Annotated in this window: 20 protein-coding genes; 7 read left to right on the top strand and 13 right to left on the bottom strand. The window is 67.0% G+C overall.

What is annotated here, in order from left to right:
- Window positions 1-208: 208 nt before the first annotated feature.
- Entirely contained in the window at window positions 209-3,475 is a 3,267-nt protein-coding gene (locus IPG63_03080; protein MBK6726238.1) for a ribonucleoside-diphosphate reductase, read from the bottom strand.
- Window positions 3,476-3,882: 407 nt separating this feature from the next.
- On the opposite strand from IPG63_03080, the gene IPG63_03085 reads away from it, so the two are divergent.
- The 3 genes from IPG63_03085 to IPG63_03095 all read left to right on the top strand — a co-directional run bounded on the left by IPG63_03085 (window position 3,883) and on the right by IPG63_03095 (window position 7,668).
- Window positions 3,883-5,241: a Do family serine endopeptidase gene (locus IPG63_03085; GenBank protein ID MBK6726239.1), complete on the top strand. Its 1,359-nt coding sequence runs from the start codon at window positions 3,883-3,885 to the stop codon at window positions 5,239-5,241.
- A 65-nt stretch (window positions 5,242-5,306) separates the two neighbouring features.
- On the top strand, window positions 5,307-6,275 hold the full coding sequence (locus IPG63_03090; protein ID MBK6726240.1) for a substrate-binding domain-containing protein: 969 nt from the start codon (window positions 5,307-5,309) through the stop codon (window positions 6,273-6,275).
- A 37-nt stretch (window positions 6,276-6,312) separates the two neighbouring features.
- Window positions 6,313-7,668, top strand: coding sequence for a leucyl aminopeptidase family protein (locus tag IPG63_03095; GenBank protein MBK6726241.1), 1,356 nt, complete (start codon window positions 6,313-6,315; stop codon window positions 7,666-7,668).
- 113 nt (window positions 7,669-7,781) lie between these two features.
- On the opposite strand, the gene IPG63_03100 is transcribed toward IPG63_03095, so the two are convergent.
- From IPG63_03100 to IPG63_03155, 12 genes are all read right to left on the bottom strand, one after another.
- The gene (locus IPG63_03100) at window positions 7,782-9,944 is read right to left on the bottom strand and encodes a carboxy terminal-processing peptidase (GenBank protein ID MBK6726242.1); all 2,163 of its coding nucleotides are present in this window, start codon (window positions 9,942-9,944) and stop codon (window positions 7,782-7,784) included.
- Between the two features lie 66 nt (window positions 9,945-10,010).
- Entirely contained in the window at window positions 10,011-11,009 is a 999-nt protein-coding gene (gene lipA, locus IPG63_03105) for a lipoyl synthase (protein MBK6726243.1), read from the bottom strand.
- A gap of 1 nt (window position 11,010) precedes the next feature.
- Complete coding sequence (lipB, locus tag IPG63_03110) at window positions 11,011-11,682, bottom strand: lipoyl(octanoyl) transferase LipB (GenBank protein ID MBK6726244.1); 672 nt, start codon at window positions 11,680-11,682, stop codon at window positions 11,011-11,013.
- A complete protein-coding gene (locus IPG63_03115; GenBank protein MBK6726245.1) occupies window positions 11,670-11,942 on the bottom strand; it encodes a DUF493 family protein in 273 nt (90 codons plus the stop codon). The genes lipB and IPG63_03115 overlap by 13 nt, the downstream gene beginning before the upstream one ends.
- A gap of 3 nt (window positions 11,943-11,945) precedes the next feature.
- Window positions 11,946-13,163 (bottom strand): D-alanyl-D-alanine carboxypeptidase, encoded by a 1,218-nt coding sequence (locus IPG63_03120; GenBank protein ID MBK6726246.1) that lies wholly within the window; start codon window positions 13,161-13,163, stop codon window positions 11,946-11,948.
- Window positions 13,164-13,193: 30 nt separating this feature from the next.
- On the bottom strand, window positions 13,194-14,024 hold the full coding sequence (locus tag IPG63_03125; GenBank protein MBK6726247.1) for a septal ring lytic transglycosylase RlpA family protein: 831 nt from the start codon (window positions 14,022-14,024) through the stop codon (window positions 13,194-13,196).
- Window positions 14,024-15,028: a lytic murein transglycosylase B gene (gene mltB / locus IPG63_03130; GenBank protein ID MBK6726248.1), complete on the bottom strand. Its 1,005-nt coding sequence runs from the start codon at window positions 15,026-15,028 to the stop codon at window positions 14,024-14,026. Before mltB ends, IPG63_03125 begins: the two co-directional genes overlap by 1 nt.
- A 29-nt stretch (window positions 15,029-15,057) precedes the next feature.
- Window positions 15,058-16,179 carry a rod shape-determining protein RodA gene (gene rodA, locus IPG63_03135; GenBank protein MBK6726249.1) on the bottom strand — a complete coding sequence of 374 codons (1,122 nt, stop codon included), beginning with the start codon at window positions 16,177-16,179 and terminating at the stop codon, window positions 15,058-15,060.
- Window positions 16,176-18,050 (bottom strand): penicillin-binding protein 2, encoded by a 1,875-nt coding sequence (gene mrdA, locus IPG63_03140; GenBank protein MBK6726250.1) that lies wholly within the window; start codon window positions 18,048-18,050, stop codon window positions 16,176-16,178. The genes rodA and mrdA overlap by 4 nt, the downstream gene beginning before the upstream one ends.
- Window positions 18,047-18,538, bottom strand: a complete 492-nt coding sequence (gene mreD, locus IPG63_03145; protein ID MBK6726251.1) for a rod shape-determining protein MreD — start codon at window positions 18,536-18,538, stop codon at window positions 18,047-18,049. The genes mrdA and mreD overlap by 4 nt, the downstream gene beginning before the upstream one ends.
- Complete coding sequence (mreC, locus tag IPG63_03150) at window positions 18,535-19,473, bottom strand: rod shape-determining protein MreC (protein ID MBK6726252.1); 939 nt, start codon at window positions 19,471-19,473, stop codon at window positions 18,535-18,537. Before mreC ends, mreD begins: the two co-directional genes overlap by 4 nt.
- Before the next feature lie 21 nt (window positions 19,474-19,494).
- On the bottom strand, window positions 19,495-20,541 hold the full coding sequence (locus tag IPG63_03155) for a rod shape-determining protein (protein MBK6726253.1): 1,047 nt from the start codon (window positions 20,539-20,541) through the stop codon (window positions 19,495-19,497).
- Window positions 20,542-20,691: 150 nt separating this feature from the next.
- On the opposite strand from IPG63_03155, the gene gatC reads away from it, so the two are divergent.
- From gatC to IPG63_03175, 4 genes are read left to right on the top strand one after another with little or no spacing between them, the layout of a single operon-like run.
- Entirely contained in the window at window positions 20,692-20,979 is a 288-nt protein-coding gene (gatC, locus tag IPG63_03160; GenBank protein ID MBK6726254.1) for an Asp-tRNA(Asn)/Glu-tRNA(Gln) amidotransferase subunit GatC, read from the top strand.
- Window positions 20,976-22,394 (top strand): Asp-tRNA(Asn)/Glu-tRNA(Gln) amidotransferase subunit GatA, encoded by a 1,419-nt coding sequence (gene gatA / locus IPG63_03165; GenBank protein ID MBK6726255.1) that lies wholly within the window; start codon window positions 20,976-20,978, stop codon window positions 22,392-22,394. Before gatC ends, gatA begins: the two co-directional genes overlap by 4 nt.
- Window positions 22,391-23,833 carry an Asp-tRNA(Asn)/Glu-tRNA(Gln) amidotransferase subunit GatB gene (gene gatB, locus IPG63_03170; protein MBK6726256.1) on the top strand — a complete coding sequence of 481 codons (1,443 nt, stop codon included), beginning with the start codon at window positions 22,391-22,393 and terminating at the stop codon, window positions 23,831-23,833. The genes gatA and gatB overlap by 4 nt, the downstream gene beginning before the upstream one ends.
- A 32-nt stretch (window positions 23,834-23,865) precedes the next feature.
- The gene (locus tag IPG63_03175; GenBank protein ID MBK6726257.1) at window positions 23,866-24,801 is read left to right on the top strand and encodes a carbohydrate kinase family protein; all 936 of its coding nucleotides are present in this window, start codon (window positions 23,866-23,868) and stop codon (window positions 24,799-24,801) included.
- Window positions 24,802-24,837: the final 36 nt, after the last annotated feature.

Genomic DNA, 24,837 nt, shown 5'->3' on the forward strand with positions numbered 1-24,837 from the left:
CCTCCGGCTGCTTCAGTTAGTTTTGTTGTGGTCAGTGGTCGACGTCCATTCCCGCCACCGCAACCGCCGGTTGCCCGGACGGCCGAAGGCCGATCATGTTTCCATGACCGGCCGAACGCACCATCCATGGCCCGTTTCATCGTCGGCGTTTCCGCCGCCGCACTCCTTGATCTAACGCAACGCCCGCACGGATTCGGACGCAAGCGGATCAGAATTTCCCGTAGTAGCCCTCTTTCAGCGCATCGAACAGATTGGCCGCAGTGTGGATCTCGCCGTCGTACTCGATCTCCTCGTTGCCCTTGGCCTCGACGATGCTGCCGTCTTCGAGCTCGAAGCGATAGATGGTGTTCTCGAGGTCCTGCTCTTTCACCAACACGCCCTGGAACGCTGCTGGATTGAAGCGGAAGGTGGTGCATCCCTTCAAGCCCTTCTCGTAGGCGTAGCGGTAGATGTCCTTGAAATCCTCATAGGCGTAATCGGTCGGCACGTTCGCGGTTTTGGAGATCGACGAGTCGACCCAGATCTGCGAAGCGGCCTGGATGTCGACATGCGCCTTCGGCGTGATGTCGTCGGCGGAGACGAAATAGTCCGGCAGCTTCGAGTCCTCGTCGCCCGCGAACGGCATCGCCCTGGAATTGATCAAGGTGCGATAGGCAAGCAGTTCGTAACTGAACACCTCGACCTTTTCCTTGGACTTCTTGCCTTCGCGGATGACATTACGGCTGTAGTGGTGCGCGAAGCTGGGTTCGATGCCGTTGCTGGCATTGTTGGCGAGCGACAGCGAGATGGTTCCGGTCGGCGCAATCGAACTGTGGTGGGTGAAGCGCGCGCCGTGCTCGGCGATCCTGGCCACCAGTTCCGGTGCCACGGTGGCCACGCGCTGCATGTAGCGCGAGTACTTGGCGTGCAGCACCCGGCCCTTGAGCACGTCGCCGAGCTGGATGCCGTCGCGGACCATTTCCGGGCGCTTGCGCAGCATCTCGCCGGTGACGATGAAGTCCTGGTCCATGATCGGGGCCGGGCCTTTCTCCTCGGCCAGGCTCGCTGCGACCTCCCAGCCGGCGAGCGCCATCTCGCGCGACACGTCCTCGGTGAACTTGCAGGAATCGGGCGAGCCATAGCCCATGCGCAGCATGGTCAAGCTCGAACCGAGACCGAGAAAGCCCATGCCGTGGCGGCGCTTGCTGATGATTTCGTGGCGCTGTTGTTCGAGCGGCAGGCCGTTGATCTCGACAACGTTGTCGAGCATGCGCGTGAAAACGCGCACGACTTCGCGGTATTCCTCCCAGTCGAAGCGCGCCTTCGCGGTGAACGGGTCGCGCACGAACTTGGTCAGGTTGACCGAACCGAGAAGGCAGGAACCGTAGGGCGGCAGCGGCTGTTCGCCGCAGTTGTGCGCATGCAGTCCGTTGGCGTCGAAGGTGTTGATGCCCGGCACTTGCACGTCGTACACGTCGGCGCGGCCGTCGTCGGTAACGCTCTGGACGGTGGCGACGAAACGCTCACGATTGAGATTGCGGCGGTAGCCGGCCAGCGCGGCGGTGAGTCGGCGCGCCTTGCCGGTATCGGCGAAACCGACGCGCTTGGCGAACTCGGCGAGGTTGTCGCCACTGACGACCAGTTCGTGCTGCGCCTGCGTCGCATAGGCCCGCTCGCCGCCACGGCCATCGGGCAGCAGGCTCTCACCCGCCGCGCGGCGATCACGATAGATCGTCGACGCAATGCCGAGGCGAAGCAACATGCGCTGCACCGCTTCCAGGCGCGGCAGGTCGGACTGCGAGAGACGCACGCTGACGCCTTTTTCCTGGTTGCCCTGCACCGAACCATCGGCGTCGAAGAGGCCGCGCAGGAAGCCGCGATGAAAATCGCTGGAGGTCTTCTCGACCGCCGGGGTGATCGCCTTGTTGCCCGGGCGCATGCCCAATTCGAACGCGAGATCGCGCAGCGTGGCGAGCTTGAGGCGATGCTCGCCGCGACCCTCGACTTCGGACCAGCCGGCGAAGTCGGCGCGATGCGGCAGGGTCTGTGCGCAGCGCAGGGCCTCGTCCATCAGCGCGACCGGGGCCAAGCTGCCGGCATTCACGGCCGCTGCCTGCGCCCAAACCGAGAGCACCGCGGCGTCTCGCTTGAGGGTGCCGTCACCGACCAGCAGACCGAGCAGGAAACCGTCCTCAAAGCTGCGTTCGCCGCGCCATTCGCCGGCGCTACGGTGATTGTTGAGCAACACCCGATCGCCAACTGCCAGTTGCCCGGCCGCACACCATTCGGTGTCGGTGGACCAGCGCGTCTGGCGGGTGACGCGGCGCACGCGGTGGTCGGCCGTCAGGCGCAACGCCTGACCCTCGGCCAACTGCAGGCGCACCACGTCCTTGGTGGCGGTCTTGAAGAATCCTTCGACACCGCTGGCGTGCGGAACGCCGTCCACCTGGGCCAGGAACGGGTTGCCTAGCAAGTCCGCGACCTGGCGCGGTCCATCGGTGGTCTGCACCCACGTATCGGCGGTGACGCAAGGATTGGTCGCGCGGATGGTCTCGCACCACCAGTTGTTGTTCATCTCGTTGACGCGGTCGATCAGGATGAACCCAGGCTCGGCGTAGTCATACGTCGAGACCATGATCATGTCCCACAGGTGGCGTGCGCGGATGTGACCATAGATCTTGCAAGCAACCAGTCCGTCGTCGCGGCTGACGTACTGGTCCTTGAGCGGCCAGTCGCGCCAGACGATCTGGCTGGCGTCGCCGAGATCGACCTCGCCCTGCTCCTTCACATGCACCGGGAACACCAGCGGCCAGTCGCCATCGGCGGCGACCGCGTCCATGAACTCGTCGGTGATCAGCAGGCTCAGGTTGAACTGGCGCAGGCGGCCGTCTTCGCGCTTGGCGCGGACGAAGTCCTTGACGTCCGGATGCGAGACATCGAACGTGCCCATCTGCGCGCCGCGACGACCTCCGGCAGAGGACACGGTGAAGCACATCTTGTCGTAGATATCCATGAACGACATCGGCCCGGAGGTGTAGGCGCCGGCGCCCGCAACGAAGGCGCCGCGCGGGCGCAGCGTCGAGAACTCGTAACCGATGCCACACCCCGCCTTCAAGGTCAGGCCAGCTTCATGCACGCGTTCGAGGATGCCGTCCATCGAATCGGTGATGGTGCCGGACACGGTGCAGTTGATCGTGCTCGTCGCCGGCTTGTGTTCGAGCGCGCCGGCGTTGGAGGTGATGCGGCCGGCCGGGATCGCACCGCGACGCAAGGCCCACAGGAAGCGCTCGTACCAGTACTTCTGCTTCTCCGCGGTCGGCTCGGTTTCCGCAAGCGCCCGCGCCACGCGCTTGAAGGTGTCGTCGATGGTTTCATCGACGGCATCACCGCGCTTGCTCTTGAGGCGGTACTTCTTGTCCCAGATGTCGAACGAAGCCGGCTGCAGCGGGATTTCCACTGTCTCGCGGGCCACAGCTTCGAGGCGCACCGTGCTCATTCTTGTTCTTCCTCCCAACAGGTTTCGTCATCCCCGCCAAGCACGACACGGAATCCGCCCGCAACGGTGCAGCCCGGCTGCCCATTGTTTCTCGTCAAAAACGGGTTCCGCGAGCTGTGGCAAGACCGCGGCACCCTTCGGTACCTGCGGGTTCAACCCCATGGCAAACCCAATTGGTTGGGTTCATGAAGGTTCCTCACCACTAGATGTTGTGACTCAGCGGATGGGCACCTTACGCTTCGGGTCACGGAGTGTCAACCGCCGGGCACACCCAGGAGCGCGCATGCAATCGCTTGCTGCACCGCGCAAATTCTCTCCCGGAGGCACGAACCCGCGGCACACTTCGTGGTCGCAGAACCACCCCCATTCCCGCGGTCCCGCGACCGCGACTTCCGGAGTTTCCGCCGATGTCCTTCCGACCGTTCCTTTGCGCGCTGACCCTGCTGGTCGCTTGCAACACCACGCTTGCACAACTGCCGGCGGCGGTGGATGGCCAGCCTCTGCCGACGCTGGCGCCGATGATCGAGCGCACGCAGCCGGCGGTGGTCAACATCCACTCGCAGACCCTCGTCAAGGTGCGCGACCCGTTCTTTGATGACCCCTTCTTCCGCCGCTTCTTCAACAGCCCCGGCGTGCCGCGCGAACGCGTGCAGCAGTCGCTCGGCTCGGGCGTGATCGTCGATGCACTGAAAGGCTACGTGCTCACCAACAACCACGTCATCGACGGTGCCGACGACATCCAGGTGACCCTCGCCGACGGCCGCACCCTCAAGGGCAAGTTCATCGGCAGCGACCCGGATTCGGACGTGGCCTTGCTGCAGATTCCGGCCGAACGGCTAGCGGCGTTGCCGCTGGCCGACTCCGACCAGCTGCGCGTCGGCGATTTTGTGGTCGCGCTCGGCAATCCGTTCGGTATCGGCCAGTCGGTGACCTCGGGCATCGTCTCCGCGCTCGGGCGCTCGGGGCTGCGTGGCGTCGGAGTCCAGGATTTTATCCAGACCGATGCCTCGATCAACCCCGGCAACTCCGGCGGCGCACTGGTCAACCTGCGCGGCGAACTGGTCGGAATCAACACCGCGATCTACTCGCCTTCCGGCGGCAACGTCGGCATCGGCTTCGCGATTCCAGCCAAGTTGGCGCGCGAAGTGATGCGCCAGCTGCTGGCCTTCGGCGAGGTCAAGCGCGGCTCGCTCGGCGTCGACACCCAGGACGTGACCGCCGAGATCGCACCTCTGCTCGGTCTGAAATCGGCGCTGGGCGCGGTGGTCACGCGTGTGCAACCCGGCTCGCCCGCAGCCGCCGCCGGGCTGCACGAGGGCGACGTGATCACCGCCCTGAACGGCAAGCCGGTCCACGCCAGCCGCGAGTTGGGCAACCTCGAAGGCTTGCTGCCGCTCGGCACGCGCCTGGCCATCAGCATCCAGCGCGACGGCGTTGCCTCCACCCTCACCGCGACCTTGAAACCGACCGAGTTGCGCAAGCTCGATGGCGGCAAGCTCGATCCCGGCCTGGCCGGTGCCGGGCTCGGCGAGCTGCCCGACAAGCTTCGCCGCCAGGGTCTGGCCGGGGTGCTGGTGAACGACGTCGCCAGCAACTCGCGCGCCGAGGCCAACGGCCTGCGCGTGAATGACTTGATTGCTGCCGTGAACCAGGTCGAGGTGCGCGACCTCGGCGAGCTCGAGGCGCGCATCGCGAAGCGCCGCAGCACGCAATTGCTGCTCACCATTGTGCGCGGCCGCAGCGCGTTTTACATGCTCGTGGAGTAGCGATCTTTCACGCCGCGCAAGGGCGCGCATGTTAAGGTGCGCGCCGCTTTCCGGTCCGTGTTCGCATGCGTGCGCTGTCCCTTCCGCTGCTGTTTCTGATGCTCTGCGGCACGCTGATTCCAGGCGCAGGCGCGCGCGCCCAGAACACCATCGATGGACGCGCCGACAGCGTCGCGTTGCGCGCCTTCGGCGCCGAGGCGACTCGCCTGTTCCAGCTCAACGAACACCGGCGCGTGCGCCTGGCGATGCTGTCCACGGTCAGTGCCATCGAAGCGGTGGCGCGCGGCGAGGTGGAGATCGCGCTCACCGCGCGCGGCCGCCACGAACTGAAGCCCGACGAAGCGGTACTCGACTTCTATCCGGTGGCCTGGGAGGCGCTGGCGTTGATCGCGCACCCGGGCAACCCGACACCCGGGCTCAGCCTGCGCCAGATCCGCGACATCTACCTCGGCAAGATCACGCGCTGGGACCAGGTCGGCGGCCCGTCGGCACCGATCAATCTGTATGCCGTCGCCGGACCGCTCGACGGCGCCGAATACGGCCTGCGCCGCGCGCTGTTCGGAGCCGGCCATCGCCCGGTGGCAGCCAGCCGCTGGTACCTCAACACCGAGCAGCTGGAGGCCGCGGTCGCGATCGACCCGAACGGACTCGGCGTCAGCGCGCTGTCGAACATCCAGGGAAACCGCAAGCTGCGCGCGCTCCGCGTCGAAGGCGCGACGCCGCTGCTCAAGACCATCCGCAGCGGCGAGTACCTGTTGACCACGCCGCTGTATGTCGTGCACCGCGGCGACTTGATCCCGAGCGATCTCGCGATGCGTTTCGTGCGTTTTCTCGAAGCCCCGACCAACGCCTCCTGGCTGAAGCGGCGCAAGCTGCTGCCGATCCGCGAGGCGCGGCTGCTGAACCAGACTTTCGCGATGCGCGAGCGGCGGCTGCTGGCACTGCTGCGCAACGAACCGCCGCCGGCCGCCGTCGCCGCACCACCCAATGTCAGCGCGACACCCGCGCCACCCGACTCCGGAGTCGCGCCGTGATCGCTGCACCTGTCCGCCAAGCCCAAGGAGTCCGCTGATGTCCGATGCCATCGCCCTGGTCGCGCTGACCACGGCCGACCTCGACACCTATCTCGCAACCGCCGCCGAGCGCACGCGACGCTGGGTCGCGGCGCAGCAATTCCGCGCGCAACCGCTGACCAGCTGCGTTATTCCCGATGCCGATGGCGGCGTCGCCGAGGTGCTGGTTGGCATCGCCAGCGCCAGTGAACTCAACACCCTCGCGCATTTGCCGGCAACCCTGCCCGCCGGCGACTACAGCCTGTGCAGCCGCGGCGTGCAGCTCGACCACGCGCGCGTCGCGCTCGGCTTCGCGCTCGCCAGCTACCAGTTCAAGCGCTACAAGGCGGCGCGGCGTGAGCCGGCGCGGCTGCTGGCTCCGCTCGGCACCTATCTCGACGAAGTGGCCGCGCTGGTGGCGGCGACGACGCGTACGCGCGACCTGGTCAACACGCCGACCGAGGACATGGGCCCGGCCGAACTCGGCACCGCGGCGCGCGAAATCGCGGAGCGCTTCGGCGCGCAATACCGCGAGTGGATCGGCAATGAACTGCTGGAAGCGAACTTTCCGGCGATCCATGCCGTCGGCCGCGCCAGCCATCGCGCACCACGCCTGATCGAAGTGCGGGCCGGCGATCCGGCGCACCCCGAGGTGGCGATCATCGGCAAGGGCGTGTGCTTCGACACCGGCGGGCTCGACATCAAGGCGGCCGACGGCATGCGCAACATGAAGAAGGACATGGGCGGCGCCGCGCATGCGATCGCGCTGGCCGAACTGGTACTCGAACGCCGCCTGCCGATCCGCCTGCGGCTGCTGGTGCCGGCGGTCGAGAACGCCATCGGCGCCAATGCCTACCGTCCCGGCGAAGTGATCCGCACCCGCGCAGGGCTCAGCGTCGAGATCGACAACACCGATGCCGAAGGCCGCGTCGTGCTGTGCGACGCGCTCGCCTATGCAGCCGAGTCGAAACCCAAACTGATCGTCGACTTCGCCACCCTGACCGGCGCCGCGCGCATCGCACTCGGACCGGACCTGCCGCCCTTGTTCGGCAACGACGAAGCCCTGCGCGACCGCCTGGTCGAACTCGGTCGCGAGGTGCAGGACCCGCTGTGGCCGATGCCGCTGTGGCAGCCGTACCTGGCGATGCTCGAGTCCGGCATCGCCGATCTCGCCAACAGCGGCCCCTCGCGCCACGCCGGCGCGATCACCGCGGCGCTGTACCTGCAGCGCTTCGTGCCGCCGAACATCCCGTGGCTGCACCTCGACACCTATGCCTGGAACGACAACGAGCGCCCGGGCCGCCCTCGTGGCGGCGAAGCAATGGGCCTGCGCGCCGTCTATGAACTGCTGAAGCGAGACTACGGCGCATCGTGAATCGCGACCGGGGTCGTTCCCACCCGTCTCCGCAGCGGATACGCGGAGTCAGGGGCCTCGCTCACCTTGTTCCCGCGAACGTGGGAGAGGCTTCCAAGCCTCGATTCCTTGATTCAGTCGACCCGCGCCGTCTCGTGCAGGTCGAAGCTCTTCACGCGCGCGGCAAGACGCTGGTCGGTGTGCAACAACTCGATCGCGTCGGCGAGGATATGCGCTGACTCGCGCAACAGAAAGTCCGGCTTCTCCGCTTTCTCGTCCTTGGCCGCGGCGGCGTCGCGACGCTCGTCGGCGAGCAAGCCGTCGTCGCCGTCTTCGTGCGTGGTGTCTGCGCTATCGACGCCGGCGGCGATGCGCGCGGCCTTGCGCTCGGAGCGCTTCTTCTCGTTCTGGTCGCGCTCGGCACGGCGCGCGCTTTCCAGCAGCGAGACGTCCTTGCGCTCGCGCTGACGCGCGTACTCGGCCAGGTCATCAAACCACCACTTGAATTCGGGGTCCTTGGCGACTCGCGCCTCGTGGCGTGTCGCCAGCAGCGGCGTCAGCGCCGACAGGTCGCCGCTGCGGCGAAAATCCGCTGGCTGCACTTCGCTGTAGGGCAGGGCGAAATCGAGCGAGCTCTCGCCGAAATCCTCGGCCGACCAGGCGGTCTGCGCATAGGCGATGTCCGGCACCACGCCGCGATGCTGGGTACTGCCGCCGTTGACACGGAAGAACTGCGCCACGGTGAGCTTGAGCTGGCCGAACTTCTCGGAATCGTTCTGCGCCATCTGGTCGAGATCGATCAGATTCTGCACCGTGCCCTTGCCGAACGAGGTTTCGCCGATGATCAGTGCACGACCGTAGTCCTGCAGTGCCGCGGCAAAAATCTCCGAGGCCGATGCCGACTCGCGATTGATCAGCACCGCCAGCGGGCCGTCCCAGACTGCGCCGCTCTGGTCGTCGCCTTCGATCGAAATGCGGCCCTGGGCGTCACGCACCTGCACCACCGGGCCCTGGTCGATGAACAGTCCGGACAGGTCGGAGGCTTCGGTCAGCGAGCCGCCGCCATTGCCGCGCAGGTCGACCACCAATCCGTCGATCTTCTGCTTGGCCAATTCCGCGATCAGCTTGGCGACGTCGCGCGTCGAGCTGGCGTAGTTGGCATCACCGCGACGCGCGCCTTCGAAGTCGTGATAGAAGGTCGGCAGGCGCACCACGCCGATGCGCTGCGCCGAGGCGCCGCTACCGACATCGATCAGTTCCGACTTCGCTGCCTGCTCTTCCAGACGCACCTTGTCGCGGACCAGCACCAGCTGCACCGGCTTGCCGTCATCGCCGGCATCGGCCGCGAGGACGTCGAGACGCACCGTGGTGCCCTTCTTGCCGCGGATCAAATCCACCACGTCGTCGGTGCGCCAGCCGACCACATCGGTCAATGCGCCCTTTTCGCCCTGGCCGACCGCAGTGATGTGGTCGCCGACCTTGAGCTTGCCGGACAGATCCGCGGGACCGCCCTTCACGATCTGGCGGATGGTGGTGTATTCGTCCTCGCGACTGAGCACCGCGCCGATGCCTTCCAGCGACAGGCGCATCTGGATGTTGAAGTTCTCCGAGGTGCGCGGCGACATGTAGTTGGTGTGCGGTTCGATCGCGGACGAATACGCATTCATGAAGCTCTGGAACACGTCGTCGCCATCGAGTTCGCGCAGGCGCCGCTCGAACCCGGCGTAGCGCTTGTCGAGCGTTTCGCGAATGGCCTTGTCCTCGCGGCCGGCGAGTTTCAGGCGCAGCCAGTCGTTCTTGACGCGCTGGCGCCACAGTTCATCCAGCGCAGCGCTGTCTTTGGCCCAGGCCGCGTCCTCGCGGTCGAAGCGATAGTTCTCGTCGACGTTGAAATCGAAACCCTTGGCGAGCAGGGCGCGCGCGTGCGCAGTGCGCTCGGCGACACGCTCGACGTAGCGCGCATAGAAATCGAAAGCCGGAGCGAGTCGCTGGTCGAGAATGGCGTCGTCGAGCTTGGCGCTATACGCCTTGAAGCCGGCGACGTCGGCTGCAGTGAAGAACAACTTGTCGCCATCCAGCGATTCCAGATAACGCTCGAAGATCGTTTCCGACATGGCGTCGTCGAGCGGCACGCGCTTGTAGTGGAAGCGGGTCAGGAAGCGCGTCGCCCACAGCGCCGCCTGCTCCTGTCCGCGGTTCGGCTGGTACACGCCCGCTGCGGCCGGTTCGGCGCGGGTGAACGCCACCCCGAACGGTGCAAGGACGAGAGCAATGGCGGCGATCAGACGCAGGTTCATGGCAATTCCCGGTACGGCGATGGGTGGTGGGACAGTAGCGCGTTGCGGAGGTTCCCGCGGGTGCCGTCAGCCATAGCCGGCGGCGTGCGCCATCACGTCGGCATGATAGGAGGAACGCACCAAGGGCCCCGCGGCGACATGGCGAAAGCCGAGCACCATGCCGAAGCGCTCGATCTCGGCGAACTCCGCCGGCGTCCAGTAGCGCAGCACCGGGTGATGATGGCGTGACGGCTGCAGGTACTGGCCGACGGTGATCATGTCGACCGCATGCGCGCGCAGGTCGCGCAAGGTGTCGTGGATCTCGTCCAGGGTCTCTCCGAGACCAAGCATGATGCCGGACTTGGTCGGTAACTCGGGATGCTCGGCCTTGAACTGCTGCAGCAGGCGCAGCGACCAGTCGTAGTCGGCGCCGGGGCGCACCTCGCGGTAGACGCGGCGCACCGTCTCCAGGTTGTGGTTGAACACGTCCGGCGGATTCGCCGCAAGCGCTGCCAGCGCGCGCTCGGCGCGGCCCTTGCCGCGGAAGTCCGGGGTCAGGATCTCGATGCGGATGTCGGGACTGAGCGCGCGCGTTTCGCGGATGCAGTCGGCGAAGTGGCCGGCGCCGCCGTCGACGAGGTCATCGCGGTCGACCGAGGTGATCACCACGTAGCGCAGGCGCATGTCGCGGATGGTCTGCGCGAGTTGGCCGGGTTCGTTCGCATCCGGCGGCTTGGGGCGGCCGTGGGCTACGTCGCAGAACGAGCAGCGGCGTGTGCACACCTCGCCGAGGATCATGAAGGTGGCAGTGCCCTTGGAGAAGCACTCGTGGATGTTCGGGCACGAAGCCTCTTCGCAGACCGTGACCAGCGCGTTTTCGCGCAGCTTGTCCTTGAGCAACTGCACCGAGTTCGTGCTCGGCAGGCGCACGCGGATCCAGTCGGGCTTGCGCAGCAGCGGCCGTTCGGCATCGAAGGTGACCGGGTTGCGGGCGATCTTGTCGCGCGCGATCTGCTTCGCGCCCGGGACCAGGCCAGGGGCATCGACCAGGTGCACGGGAATGGTCTTGTTCGGGGCTTCGGGCATCTCAGGCGTCCGCAGGTTCGGGGAGGCGCGGTTCGACCGTGGTCGCAGCGAAACCGAACTGCGCGCAGATCGCATCGACCAGATCGGCGGCGACCGCGGGCAGTGCGCCGGGGCCGCCGCAGTCTAGCACCTGGGTCACCGCCAACCCCTGGTAGCCACAGGGATTGATGCGCGCAAACGGCTCCAGGTCCATCGCGACATTGAAGGCCAGGCCATGGAAGGAACAGCCGCGACGCACGCGCAGGCCAAGCGCAGCGATCTTGGCTTGGCCGACGTAGACGCCAGGCGCTCCCTCACGCCGCTGCGCCGCGATGGCGTAGCCGGCAAGCGTGTCGATGATCGACTGCTCGATGCGGTTCACCAGTTCGCGCACGCCGATGCCGAGCCGGCGCAGGTCGAACAGCGGATAGGCGACGATCTGGCCGGGGCCGTGATAGGTGACCTGGCCGCCACGATCGACCGGCAGCACCGGAATGTCGCCGGGCAGCAGCACGTGTTCCCACTTGCCGGCCTGGCCGAGGGTGAACACCGGATCGTGTTCCAGCACCCAGATCTCGTCGATGGTCGCGCCGTCGCGGGCGTCGGTGAAGCGTTGCATCGCACGCCAGACCGGTTCATAGGCTTGCCGCCCCAGATGCCGCACGTGCAGCGGGAGTGGCTTCACAGCGTCCATTTCACCGCCGGATGGGCGCGCAGCGCGCAGTGCACGGCGTCATGGCTGGCGCGATCCGGGCAATGGAACGCCACCGTGATCGAAACGTAGCGCCCCGCGCTCGAGGCACGCGAACGCAGCGAACCGGCGATCACGACCACACCGACGGTGGCGAGGACTTCCGGCACGATCTCGTGCAACGCGGCGTCGGCCGCGCCCATCACGCTTACTTCCAGCGTGCCCGGAAAGGTGAACCCGTGCTCGCCCGTCGCTGCGGTCATCGCTCATTCGCCATCGTCGAACCACAACCAGACCGAATCGCTCATGCGCTTGAAGAAGCCGCCCTCGGCATAGTCCGCAAGCGCCACCAGCGGCGCCTCGTAGACGGCCTGACCGTCCAGCGCCAGCGTCAGACTGCCGACGACCTGGCCCTTGTGCAGCGGCGCTGACAGCGGCTTCGCCACCTTCATCGTCGCCGACAGGCGCGCGTAGGAACCGCGCGGCACCGTGACCAGCACCGGCTGCGCCAGGCCGAGGCTGGCCTTCTCGGCTTCGCCGTGCCACAGGGTCACTTCGCTGACCGGCGCCATCGCCTCGTACACCTTGTGCGTCTCGAAGAAACGGAAGCCGTAGTTGAGCAGCGCATGCGCCTCATCAGCGCGCACCTTTTCGCCGGCGGTGTTCATCACCACCGCGATCAGGCGGGTATCGCCGCGCTTGGCCGAAGCCGCCAGGCAATAACCAGCCTGGCTCAGGTGCCCGGTCTTGATGCCATCCACGCTCGGGTCGCGCCACAGCAGGATGTTGCGGTTGCGCTGGGTGTGCTGGTTCCAGGTGTATTCCTTGAGCGAGTAGTGCGCGTACTCCCCGGGGAAGTCGCGGATCAGCGCGCGCGACAGCGTCGCGATGTCGTGCGCGCTCATGTAGTGCTCGGGGTCGAACAGGCCATGCGCGTTGACGAAATGCGAGTTCTTCAGCCCGAGTTGCTGCGCGTACTGGTTCATCAACGCGGCGAAGGTGGATTCGGAACCGGCAACGTGCTCGGCGATCGCGATCGAAGCGTCGTTACCGGACTGGATGATCATGCCCATCAACAGATCCTTGAGCGGCACCTGCGAGTTCAGCTCGAGGAAACTGGTCGAGCCGTCGGTCACCGCACCGCCGTGACGCCAGGCGTTCTCGCTGATGCTGACCAGATCATCGTCCTTGATCTTGCCGGCCTTGCGTTCGGCGGCAACGACGTAGGAGGTCATGATCTTGGTGATCGAAGCCGGCGGCACGCGCTCGTCGCCGCCCTGCTCGGCGAGCACGCGCCCGGTCTGGAAGTCGACCAGCACGTAGTGCTTGGCGCTCACACTCGGCGGTGGCGGCACCGGCGCGGCGCTGCTCGCGGTCGCATTCGCGGGCAGGCTGAGCGGGGTCGCGGCGGGCACCGCACCTTGGGCGGCGAAGCAGGCGGAAAGAACCAGGCTGGCGAATACGGACTTCACGGATGCGGTCATGGGTACTGCGGCACTCGAGGATTGGATGGGCTACTCGACCTGCGTCGCGACGGCGCGGACGCCGATGCGGGCAAGGCGCTGGATCAGGGCGTCGGCGGCCTCGACCGAATCGAGCGGTCCGATGCGCACGCGATGGAACAGCTCGCCGCGAGCCAACACGCGATCGAGGAACAGATCGTCGAATCCGGCCTCGTCCAGCCGCTCGCGCAGACGCCGGGCATTATCGCGGCTGGCGAATGAACCAGCCTGCACATAGAGCGGGCGCGGCGTGGCCGTTTGCGGGCGGGTCACGTCGACGGCGTCGGCATGCGTCGGATCGATCGCCTCGACTTCGACCCGGCCAGTGCCGCGCGCGGCGATGCCGAGGCGGATCGCGGCGGCATAGGACAGGTCGATGATGCGGTCCGCATGAAACGGTCCGCGATCATTCACGCGCACGATCAGGCGCTGGCCGTTGTCGAGATTGGTCACGCGCACATACGTGGGCAGCGGCAAGGTCTTGTGCGCAGCGGTGAACGCGAGCATGTCGTAGGGCTCACGACTGGAGGTCAGCTTGCCGTGGAACTTGGTGCCATACCACGAGGCGATGCCGCGCTCGCGATAGCCATCAGCGCTGTCCAGCACCCGATAACTGTGGCCGAGCACGGTGTAGGGCGAGTGGTTGCCATAGCGCGCGCGTGGCTCGTCGCGCGGCACCGGCTCGGGGATGCCGCTGACATCGATCAGTCCGGTCGGGGCGCCATCGAGCCCAGGACCCGAGGGCGGAACCTCATCGCGCACGTGCCCTCGACCACAGGCCTCGAGCATCAGCATCAGCATCAGCATCAGCATCAGCACCGGCACCAGCAGCAGTTGTCGCATCAGCGCGCTTCCGCAACGCCGCGCGCGATCTCCTGGCTCAGCTGCCAGACCGCCATGCTGTACATCGGCGAGCGGTTGTAGCGCGAGATCACGTAGAAGTTCTGGAAGGTGATCCAGTGCTCGGTACCCGCCTCGCCTTCCAACACCAGCAAGGTCGCCGGCGTGGCGCCGTCGAACTGCTCGGCCAGGGTGTAGCCGGCGCGCGCCAGCGCATCAAGCGAGTGGATGGTCTCGGTCGCACGCACTTCCGGCGACACCGATCCGGGCGCGGCGATCGCGAGCCCGGCCACCGGTGCGGCATGCGTCCAGCCATGGGCGACGAAGTAGTTGGCCACCGAATGGATGATGTCGGGCTTCGAACTCCACAAGTCGATGACGGCGTCGCCGTCGCCATCGCGCGCCCACTTCGCGAAGCTGGTCGGCATGAACTGGCCCCAGCCCATGGCCCCGGCGTAGGAACCCTTGATCTGTTCGATCGGCTGCGGAAAGCGGCCGTCGAGCTGCAGCAGTTGCTTCAACTCGCCACGGAAGAACGGTGCCCGCGGTGGGTAGTGAAACGCGAGCGTGGTCAGCGCGTCGATCACCCGATAGCTGCCGGTGATGCGGCCGTAGCTGGTCTCGACGCCGATGATCGCGACGATGACTTCGGCCGGCACGCCGGTCTCCAGGCCGACTTGCTCCAGCAATTCGCGGTTCTCGCGATAGAACGCGATGCCATCGTCGCGCCGTCTGGCGGCCAGGAAGATCGGGCGATAATCCTTCCATGGCTTGGTCTGCTCGGCCGGTCGGCTGATCGCGGCGAGAATGCTGTCCTGTTTTTTCGCCTCGCGCAGCAGGACGCGCCAGCGTTTCACCGTGGCCGCGTCGGCCGCGGTCTCGCGGCGCAGTTCGCGCACCAGTGCATTCGCGCCGGGGTGGGCTTCGACATCTTTCGCGGCCAACGGGGCAGGGCCGGCGAGGGCGCCGGCAAGCACGAGGGCAAACAGTCGGGACAGTGCAGACATGCGAGATTCCATGCAAACAAGCGCCTAGCCTAGCGCCCGCGCAGGCGGTGCGCGTGAATCGACATCAGGATGCCGAAGCCGGCCAGCAGGCTGACCGCCGAGGTGCCGCCGTAGCTGATCAGCGGCATCGGCACGCCCACCACCGGCATCAGCCCGGCGATCATGCCGCCATTGACCATGACGTAGACGAAGAAGGTCATGCTGATCGAACCGGCGAGCAGGCGCGAATACGTGTCACGTGCGCCTGCGGCAATCCACAGCCCACGACCGATGATGAACAGGTAGACGGCGATGATCGCGACCACGCCGATCAGGCCGAACTCCTCCGAAAACACCGCGAAGATGAAGTCGGTGGTGTGTTCGGGCAGGAAGTCGAGGCGCGCCTGGGTCGAGCCCAGCCAACCCTTGCCAGACACTCCCCCGGAGCCAACTGCGATCTGCGACTGGATGATGTTCCAGCCATTGCCGAGCGGATCGGCCTCGGGGTTGAGGAACATGCGCACACGGTTGCGTTGGTATTCGTGCGCAACGAACTGCCACCACAGCGGCACCGCGGCGACGCCGCAGGCGGCGAGGAACAGGATGCGGCGCCAGCTCATGCCGGCCAGGAAGATCACGAACACCCCGCTCGCGGCCACCAGCAGTGCGGTGCCGAGGTCGGGCTGCTTCACGATCAGCGCCGCTGGTACCGCCAGGATCAGCGCGCACGCCGCCAGATCGCGCCACGATGGCTGCAACGGCCGATCATGCAGGTACCACGCAACCATCATCGGCAAGGCCAGTTTCGCGAACTCCGAGGGCTGGAAGCGCACCACTTGCAGGTCCAGCCAACGATGCGCGCCGCGACCCTCGCCGAACACCAGCACCGCGACCAGCAGCAACACGGTGAACGCGTAAAACCAGGGCGTCCAGGTGCGGAACACGGTCGGTGCGATGCGCGCGAACACGAACAGAACGGCGAAACCGAGCGCCAGGCGCAGACCCTGGTTGAACACCTGCGCTGGCGCCTCGGCGCTGGCGCTGTACAACACCACCAGGCCGGTCGCCGCAACCGCGAGCAGTGCCGCGAGCAATGCCAGATCCACGCGCGGGCGCTTCAGCCAGCGCGCCAGGCCGCGTTCGAGCCTGGCCATCAGGTCGAAGTCGATCACGGCGCCGGCCCCGGTGTCGCCTGCAGCAGGTCCGCGTCGAGGATCGCGCGCGCCACCGGCGCTGCGGCCTTGGAACCGCTGGAACCATGCTCGACCACCACCGCGACCGCGATCGTCGGCGCCTGCGCCGGCGCGAATGCGACGAACAAGGCCTGATGGCGCAGGTGCTCCGGCGTGGTGTTCTCGTTGTATTCCTGGTTGCCGCGCCGGCGCGCGCGCTGTGCGGTGCCGCTCTTGCCGGCGATGCGATAGGGCGCGCCGATGCCAAAAGCGCGCGCGGTACCGGTGGGCGAGTGCATCACCGCCTCCATGCCTTCGCGCACCGCATCCCAGACCGCGTCCGGCGCCTCGATCCGCGGCAGCGGCGACAGCGCCGGAACCGCCTCGGGCGGCGCATCGATGCCGCTCTGCATGCTCAGCAGCAGATGCGGCCGCTGCGCCGCACCGCGCGCTGCAAGCGTAGCCAGCGCATGCGCCAATTGCACCGGCGTCACCACCCAATAGCCCTGGCCGATGCCGGCGATCACGGTCTCGCCGGGATACCAGGTCCTGCCGAATCGCTGCTGCTTCCAGCTGCGCGAAGGCAGCACGCCGGTCGGTTCACGGGTGAGGTCGAGGCCGGTCGGCGCGCCAAAACCGAAGGCACGCATCTCCGGCTCCAGGCGATCAATGCCGACCTCCACCGCCAGCCCATAAAAATAGGTATTGACCGACTGCGCCAGAGCCTCGCGCAGATCGACGCGTCCATGCCCGCCCTTCTTCCAGTCGCGCCACACCGCATCCTGTCCAGGCAAACGGAACTCACCGCTCGACCACACCGTATCCGTCGCCGCACGCACGCCGAGCTTCAGGCCCATGAAGCCGATGAAGGGCTTGATCGTCGAACCCGGTTCATAACCGCCGAGCACGGCGCGGTTGTACAGCGGGCGCTGTTCGCCATGCAGCAACGCTGCGTAGTCGCGACGCGAGATGCCGTTGACGAAGAGGTTTGGATCGAACGCCGGCTGCGACACCATCGCCAGCACTTCGCCGTTGCGCGGGTCGATCGCCACCGCCGCGCCGGCGCGCCCGGCAAATGCAGCGACGGTGGCGCGCTGCAGGTTTGCGTCCAGACTCAGGTGCAGGTGCCGACCCGGCTTCGACGGCACCCGCCCGAGCACGCGCAGCGCCCGTCCCTCGGCATTGGTTTCGACCCGCTCGTAACCGACATCGCCGAGCAGCTGGTTCTCGTAGTAGCGCTCGATACCGGTCTTGCCGATATGCGTGGTGGCGCTGTAGCGGGCATCCTCCATGCGCTCGCGATCCTCGCTATCGATGCGGCTGACATAGCCGACGACATGCGCGAAGTCCGCGCCCTGCGGGTAGTAGCGGGTGAGATAGGGCACCACCTCGACGCCCGGGAAACGGTGGCGCTCAAGCGCAAAGCGTGCCACCTCGGATTCCTCCAGCGCATAGCGCAGCGGAATGTTGTGGAAGCGGCGCTTGACCTTGCGCAGGGTCTCGAACTGTTCGCGGTCGTCGGCCGAGATCGCGATCACCCGTCCAAGCTGCTCCAGCGTGGCATCGACGTCGCCGACCTGTTCCGGCACCAGCTCCAGCCGGTAGTCGAGGATGTTCTCGGCCAACAGCACGCCGTTGCGGTCGTAGATCAGCCCGCGACTCGGCGGCAGCGGCCGCAACTTGATGCGGTTTTCGTCGGCGCGCCCGCTGAACTCGTCATGGCGCAGCACCTGCAACCAGACATAGCGTCCGACCAGCACCAGCAGGCACGCCGCGATGATCAGAAAGCCGGCCGCGGCGCGACCCCGGAACAGGTTTGCCTCCTGCATCGGGTCCTTGACCGCGCGCCGCCCGGGCCCAAAATCGATCATGACTCGCGCTGTCGCCCGCGCGAGCGCAGGTCATCAAGCAGCAGGAACACCCAGGGCCACAGCGCCGCACCGATCACCGGCGCCAGCCAGTAGCGCCAGTCGATCGCGAACTCGCCAGCGATCGCGCGCAACAACAGCACCACGATGCGATCGTTCAGCAACAACGCCGCCACCGCCAGCGCCTGCTGCCACATCGGAAAGAAGCGCAGGCGCGAACGGAAGCGCAGCACGATGAAGCTGATGATCGCGAGCCGGAATGCGTGTTCGCCGAGCAAGGTTCCGACCAGCAGGTCCTGCAGCAATCCGAGCACGAACGCAAAGCCAATGCCGAAGCGCTCGGGCGCCTCGATGGTCCAGTAGATGACGATCAGCGCCAGCCAGAACGGCCGCAGCACGCGGATCGGCTCGGGCACCGCGATCACTGTCAGCAGCGACGCCAGCAGCACGCTCAGCAGCACCCACCACCAGGATTCGCGACCGCGGCTCATCGTGGCGCTCCTTCCGCGGGAGCAGTCATCAGCCCAGCCGGCGGACCGACCAGTTCCGGCGTCGCTGCGGCAGCGGGCAGCGGCGTCAAGGCCAGCATCTCGTCGCTGACCAGCAGCAGCTCGCCCGCGCTGACGGAACCCGCCAGCGCTCGCGCCTGGGCGACGGCGAAGGTGGCCGAATCGTCGCTCAGCACTTCGTACACGGTCGCGACCGGCAGCCCGGGCGGAAAGCGTCCGCCGATGCCCGAGGTGACCAGCAGGTCGCCGGCCTTGATGTCGGCGCTGAACGGCACGTGCGGCAGCTCGATGCGCTCTGGATCGCCGGTGCCGTACGCGATTACGCGCAGGCCGGTACGCTGCACGCGCACCGGCACGGCGTGGCCGGGGTCGCTGAGCAGGATCACCGTCGCCTGCGCGGCGGCGACCTCCAGCACCTGGCCGACGACCCCCTTGGCATCGATCACGGCCTCGCCGACAAAGACGCCGTGACGCAGGCCCTGGTTGATCAGGACGCGATGCCGGTACGGATCGAGATCGACATCGATCAGCTCCGCCAGTTGCACCTTCAGACCCAGCTTCTGGCGCGCATCGAGCAGTGCGCGCAGATGGTTGTTCTGCTCCTGCACGATCGTCAGCCGGTCGAGCTTGGCCTGTGCGAACAACAGCTGCTGGCGCAGCTCGGCATTCTCCGCGACCAGCCCGGAGCGCTGCGCCGTTGCCTCACGGGCGCCGCGCGCGAGCCGCAGAGGTGCCGTGGCCAGCGCGTGCAAGGGTTGTACCAGCGTCTGGGCGAGCACGCGGAACTCGCGCAACGCACCGGTGCGCAGATCCGTGGCCATGCAGGCAGCGGCCAGCGCAAGATAAGCCAGCAGACGCAGCGAACCGCTCGCTCCTTCCGAGAATCGCGGCGTGGATTCGGCGTTGTAGACCGGCATCGCGGACCCCGATGCCTTGGTCTATTCCGGCGAGAAGAATTCGCTGCCGTGCAGGTCGATCAGCTCGAGCGCACGACCGCCACCGCGAGCGACGCAGGTCAGCGGATCGTCGGCGACGTGCACGGCGAGACCGGTCTCTTCCGAGATCAGGCGATCAAGGTCCTTGAGCAGGGCGCCGCCGCCGGTGAGCACAATGCCACGCTCGGCCACGTCCGAGCATAGTTCCGGCGGGGTCTGCTCGAGTGCGGCGCGGATCGCGCCGACGATGCCGGCAAGCGGCTCATGCAGCGCTTCCAGGATTTCGTTGGCGTTGATCGTGAACATGCGCGGCACGCCCTCGGCGAGGTTGCGGCCGGAGACTTCGATCTCGCGCACGTCCGACTGCGGGTAGGCGCAGCCGATCTCGATCTTGATGCGTTCCGCAGTGGACTCGCCGATCAGGGTGCCGTGGTTGCGGCGCACGTAGTTGATGATCGCTTCGTCGAACTTGTCGCCACCGATGCGCACCGAGGCAGCGTAGACGATGCCGTTCAGCGAGATCACCGCGACTTCGGAAGTGCCGCCGCCGATATCGACCACCATCGAGCCGCGCGCCTCGTGCACCGGAATGCCGGCGCCGATCGCGGCCGCCATCGGCTCCTCGATCAGGTACACATCGCGCGCGCCGGCGTTCTCGGCCGACTCCTTGATCGCGCGGCGCTCGACCTGGGTCGAACCGTAGGGCACGCAGATCAGCACGCGCGGGCTCGGCCGCAGGAAGCGCGACTTGTGCACCTTCTTGATGAACTGCTGCAGCATCTGCTCGGCCATGGTGAAGTCGGCAATGACGCCGTCCTTCATCGGCCGGATGGTGACGATGTTGCCTGGGGTACGGCCGAGCATGCGCTTGGCCTCCCAGCCGACCGCCGCCACTGCGCGCGGGCCGCCTGGACCGCGGTCCTGGCGGATGGCGACGACCGAGGGCTCGTTCAGGACGATGCCCTGGCCGCGGGTGTAAACGAGGGTGTTTGCGGTACCGAGATCGATCGACAGATCGTTCGAGAAGATGCCGCGCAGGCTCTTGAACATGGCGCGAATCCAGAATTGGGGGTGTGGCTGCGATGTCTGCGGGCGCGGCAGGCGCGCCAGCATCGCAGAAGGCGCGGGACTCTAACGCGCGCACGCTTGTGGGACAAGGCGATTCCTCTGCAAAATGGCGGTCTTGTCGCGAAGCAGCCCATGGCCATCGAAACCGCTCAATTGCACCATCTCGCCCATCTTGCCCGACTCGATCTGCCGCTCGCGGAGGAGCAGCGACTGGCGCAGGATCTGGACGCCCTGCTCGGCCTCGTCGCGCAACTGCAGGACGCGGCGGTGGACACGCTGGCGCCGATGGCGCATCCGCACGATCTGGCTGCCAGCCTGCGACCCGACCGCGTCGACGAGACCGATTGCAGCGCCGAGCTCGAGCGCATCGCGCCGTTGATGCAAAGCGGGCTGTTCCTGGTGCCGAAGGTGATCGAATGAGCGCGCTCACCCTGGCATCGTTGCGCGCCGCCGGCGCGAGCACGCGCGACCGCGTCGAGCAGGCGTTGGCCGCAGCCCAGGCGGTGCAGCCCTTGAACGCGCTGATCAGCCTGGATGCCGATGGCGCGCGCCGCTCCGTGGCCGCCGCCGATTCGCCGCTGTCCGGCATTCCGTTCGTGCACAAGGACCTGTTTTGCACACGCGGCCTGCGCACCACTTGCGGCTCGAAGATGCTGGCCGATTTCGTGCCGCCCTACGACGCCACCATCGTCGATCGCCTGGCCAGCGCCGGCGCGGTGACGATCGGCAAGGCCAACATGGACGAGTTCGCGATGGGCTCGTCGAACGAGAACAGCGCCTTCGGCCCCGTGCGCAATCCCTGGGACCCGACGCGGGTGCCCGGCGGTTCCTCGGGTGGTTCGGCGGCACTGGTTGCGGCCAACGTCGTCGCCTTCGCCACCGGGTCCGACACCGGCGGCTCGGTGCGCCAGCCCGCAGCGTTCTGTGGCATCACCGGATTCAAGCCGAGCTATGGCCGCGTTTCGCGCTACGGCATGGTCGCCTATGCGTCCAGCCTCGACCAGGCCGGGGTACTGGCGCGCTCGGCAGCGGATTGCGCCGAGGTGCTGCAGGTCATGGCCGGCCATGACACGCGCGATGCAACCTCGGTCGAACGACCGGTCGAGGACTATCGCGCCGCGCTCGACCGCGGTGTGCGCGGCCTGCGCATCGGGGTCGCCCGACCGCTGTTCGGCGCCGGCGTACGCGATGCGATGCAGGCGACCGTGCACGCCGCGCTGCGCACGATCGAAGCCGCCGGCGCGGTGCTGGTCGATATCGACCTGCCCAGCCTGCCGCTGTCGATCCCCGCCTACTACGTGATCGCGCCGGCCGAGGCGTCGAGCAACCTGTCGCGCTACGACGGCGTGCGCTACGGCCATCGCGCCGAAAACGCCAAGGGCCTGCGCGACTTGTATGGCCGCTCGCGCGCCGAGGGCTTCGGCACCGAGGTCAAGCGCCGCATCCTCACCGGCACCTACGTGCTGTCCTCGGGCTACTACGACGCCTACTACCGGCGCGCGCAGCAGGTGCGGCGGCTGATCGCCAACGACTTCGCGCGAGCATTCGCCGAGGTTGATCTGATCGCCGGCCCGACCACGCCCGATGTCGCCTTCCGACTCGGCGAGAAGACCGCCGACCCGCTGGCGATGTACGCCGCCGACATCAACACCGTCGCGGTGAACCTCGCCGGCTTGCCGGCCGTGTCGCTACCCGCAGGCTTCATTGATGGCTTGCCCGCAGGACTGCAGCTGATCGGGCCTGCCTTCGAGGAGGCGCGCCTGTTTGCCGCCGGCCACGCGCTGCAGTCCCGCAGCGACTGGCATCTGGCGCTGGCGCCGGGAGCCGTGCGATGAGCACCTGGCAGGCAGTGATCGGCCTCGAAATCCACGTGCAGCTCAACACGCAGAGCAAGCTTTTCTCGGGCGCATCCACCGCGTACGGGGCCGAGCCCAACACGCAGACCAGCTTCGTCGATGCCGCGCTCCCGGGCACACTGCCGGTACCGAATGCCGAGGCCATCCGCAAGGCCGCGCGCTTCGGGCTCGCGGTCGGCGCCGAGGTCGCGGCGGAGTCGATCTTCGCGCGCAAGAACTACTTCTACCCGGATTCGCCCAAGGGCTACCAGATTTCGCAGTACGAACGACCGATCGTCTCCGGCGGCAACGTGCTCGCACGCCTCGACGATGGCCGCGAAATCCGCGTGCAGCTGACCCGCGCGCACCTGGAAGAGGACGCCGGCAAGTCGCTGCACGACGCCTTCCATGCCGCCTCCGGTATCGATCTGAATCGCGCCGGCACGCCCTTGATCGAAGTGGTGTCGGAGCCGGTGTTGCACTCCGCCGCGGAAGCGGTGGCCTACATGAAGGCCGTGCATCGGCTGGTGCGGTGGCTCGGCATCTGCGACGGCAACTTGCAGGAAGGCTCGTTCCGCTGCGATGCCAACGTGTCGGTACATCGACCCGGCACGCCGCTAGGCACGCGCTGCGAGATCAAGAACGTCAACTCCTTTCGCTTCGTCGAGAAGGCGATCGACTACGAGATCGAACGCCAGATCCGCGCGCTCGAGAACGGCGAGCGCATCGTCCAGCAAACGCGCCTCTACGACGCCGCCGCGAACAAGACACGGAGCATGCGCAGCAAGGAAGACGCCGAGGACTATCGCTATTTCCCGGACCCCGACCTGCCGCCGATCCGCATCTCGCCCGCCGCGCTTGAGGCTCTGCGTTCGGCACTGCCGGAATTGCCGGAAGCGCGCCGCGCGCGCTACCTCGACACACTGGGCCTGACGCCCTACGACGCCGACAAGCTCATCGAGGACCGCACCACGTCCGACTACTTCGAAGCCGCGCTCGCCGCGGCTCCGGGCCAGGCCAAGCTGGTCGCGAACTGGATCAACGGCGAACTCGCCGCCGCCCTGAACGAAGCGCAGACCGACATTACCGCCTCACGCATCAGCGCCACCGATCTCGCCGCGCTGCTCGCCCGCATCATCGACGGCAGCATCAGCGGCAAGATCGCCAAGGACGTATTCGCCGCGATGTGGGCCGGAGAAGGTTCTGCCGACGCGATCATCGACGCCCGCGGCCTGCGCCAGATCAGCGACAGCGGCGCCATCGGCAGCATGCTCGATGCGCTGCTCGCGCAATTTCCCGAACAGGTCGCGAAATACCGTGCCGGCGACGCCAAGCTGTTCCAGTTCCTGATCGGCCAGGCGATGAAGGCAACCCGCGGCCAGGCCAACCCGGCCCAGGTCAACGCGCTGTTGCGCGAACGATTGGACGCGAGCCGCTAGACTCGCGCCCCCGAAATCCAAGGACCCCCCCCATGTCGGCACTGATCTGCGGTTCCCTCGCCTACGACACCATCATGGTGTTTCCGGACCAGTTCAAGAACCACATCCTGCCGGACAAGGTGCATATCCTCAATGTTTCCTTCCTGGTGCCGCGCATGCGCCGCGAGTTCGGCGGCTGCGCCGGCAACATCGCCTACAACCTGAAGCTGCTCGGCGGCGACCCGATCCCGATGGCCACCGTCGGCCAGGACTTCGCCGCCTATCGCGAGCACTTCGACGGCTGCGGCATCACGCTCGCTCGCGTCAAGGAGATCGAGGACCTGTACACGGCCCAGGCCTTCATCACCACCGACCTCGACGACAACCAGATCACCGCCTTCCATCCCGGCGCGATGATGCGTTCCTACGAGAACCACGTGCGCGACGTGCCCGGCGTCGAATTCGGCATCGTCGGACCCGACGGCTACGAAGCGATGTTGCAGAACTCGAGAGAGTTCGCCGAACTCGGCATCCCCTTCATCTTCGACCCGGGCCAGGCCATGCCGCTGTTCAACGGCAAGGAGCTGGCGCAGATGATCGAGCAGGCGACCTACGTCACCGTCAACGACTACGAGTCGAGCCTGCTTCAGGAACGCACCGGCTGGAGCGAGCGCGACATCGCGTCGCGGGTGCAGGCCTACATCATCACTCGCGGACCCAAGGGTTCCGAGGTGCACAGCCAAGCCGGCATCCTGCAGATCCCGGCAGCAACCGCGCACCGCGTGGTCGACCCCACCGGCTGCGGCGACGCCTACCGCGCCGGCCTGATCTTCGGCCTGATGAACGGCATGGACATGGCCACCGCCGGCCGCGTCGCCTCGCTGATGGGCGCGATCAAGATCGAACACCTCGGCCCGCAGAACCAGCGCTTCGACTACGCCCAGTTCGCCGACCAGTTCCGCCAGCAGTTCGGTTACGCGCTGGCCTGAAAGAAAGAACCCGCCGTGGTGAGCGGCGGGTTCCGG

It is taken from the genome of Lysobacterales bacterium (assembly GCA_016703225.1).
In the GTDB taxonomy this organism is placed as follows: Bacteria; Pseudomonadota; Gammaproteobacteria; order Xanthomonadales; family Ahniellaceae; genus JADKHK01.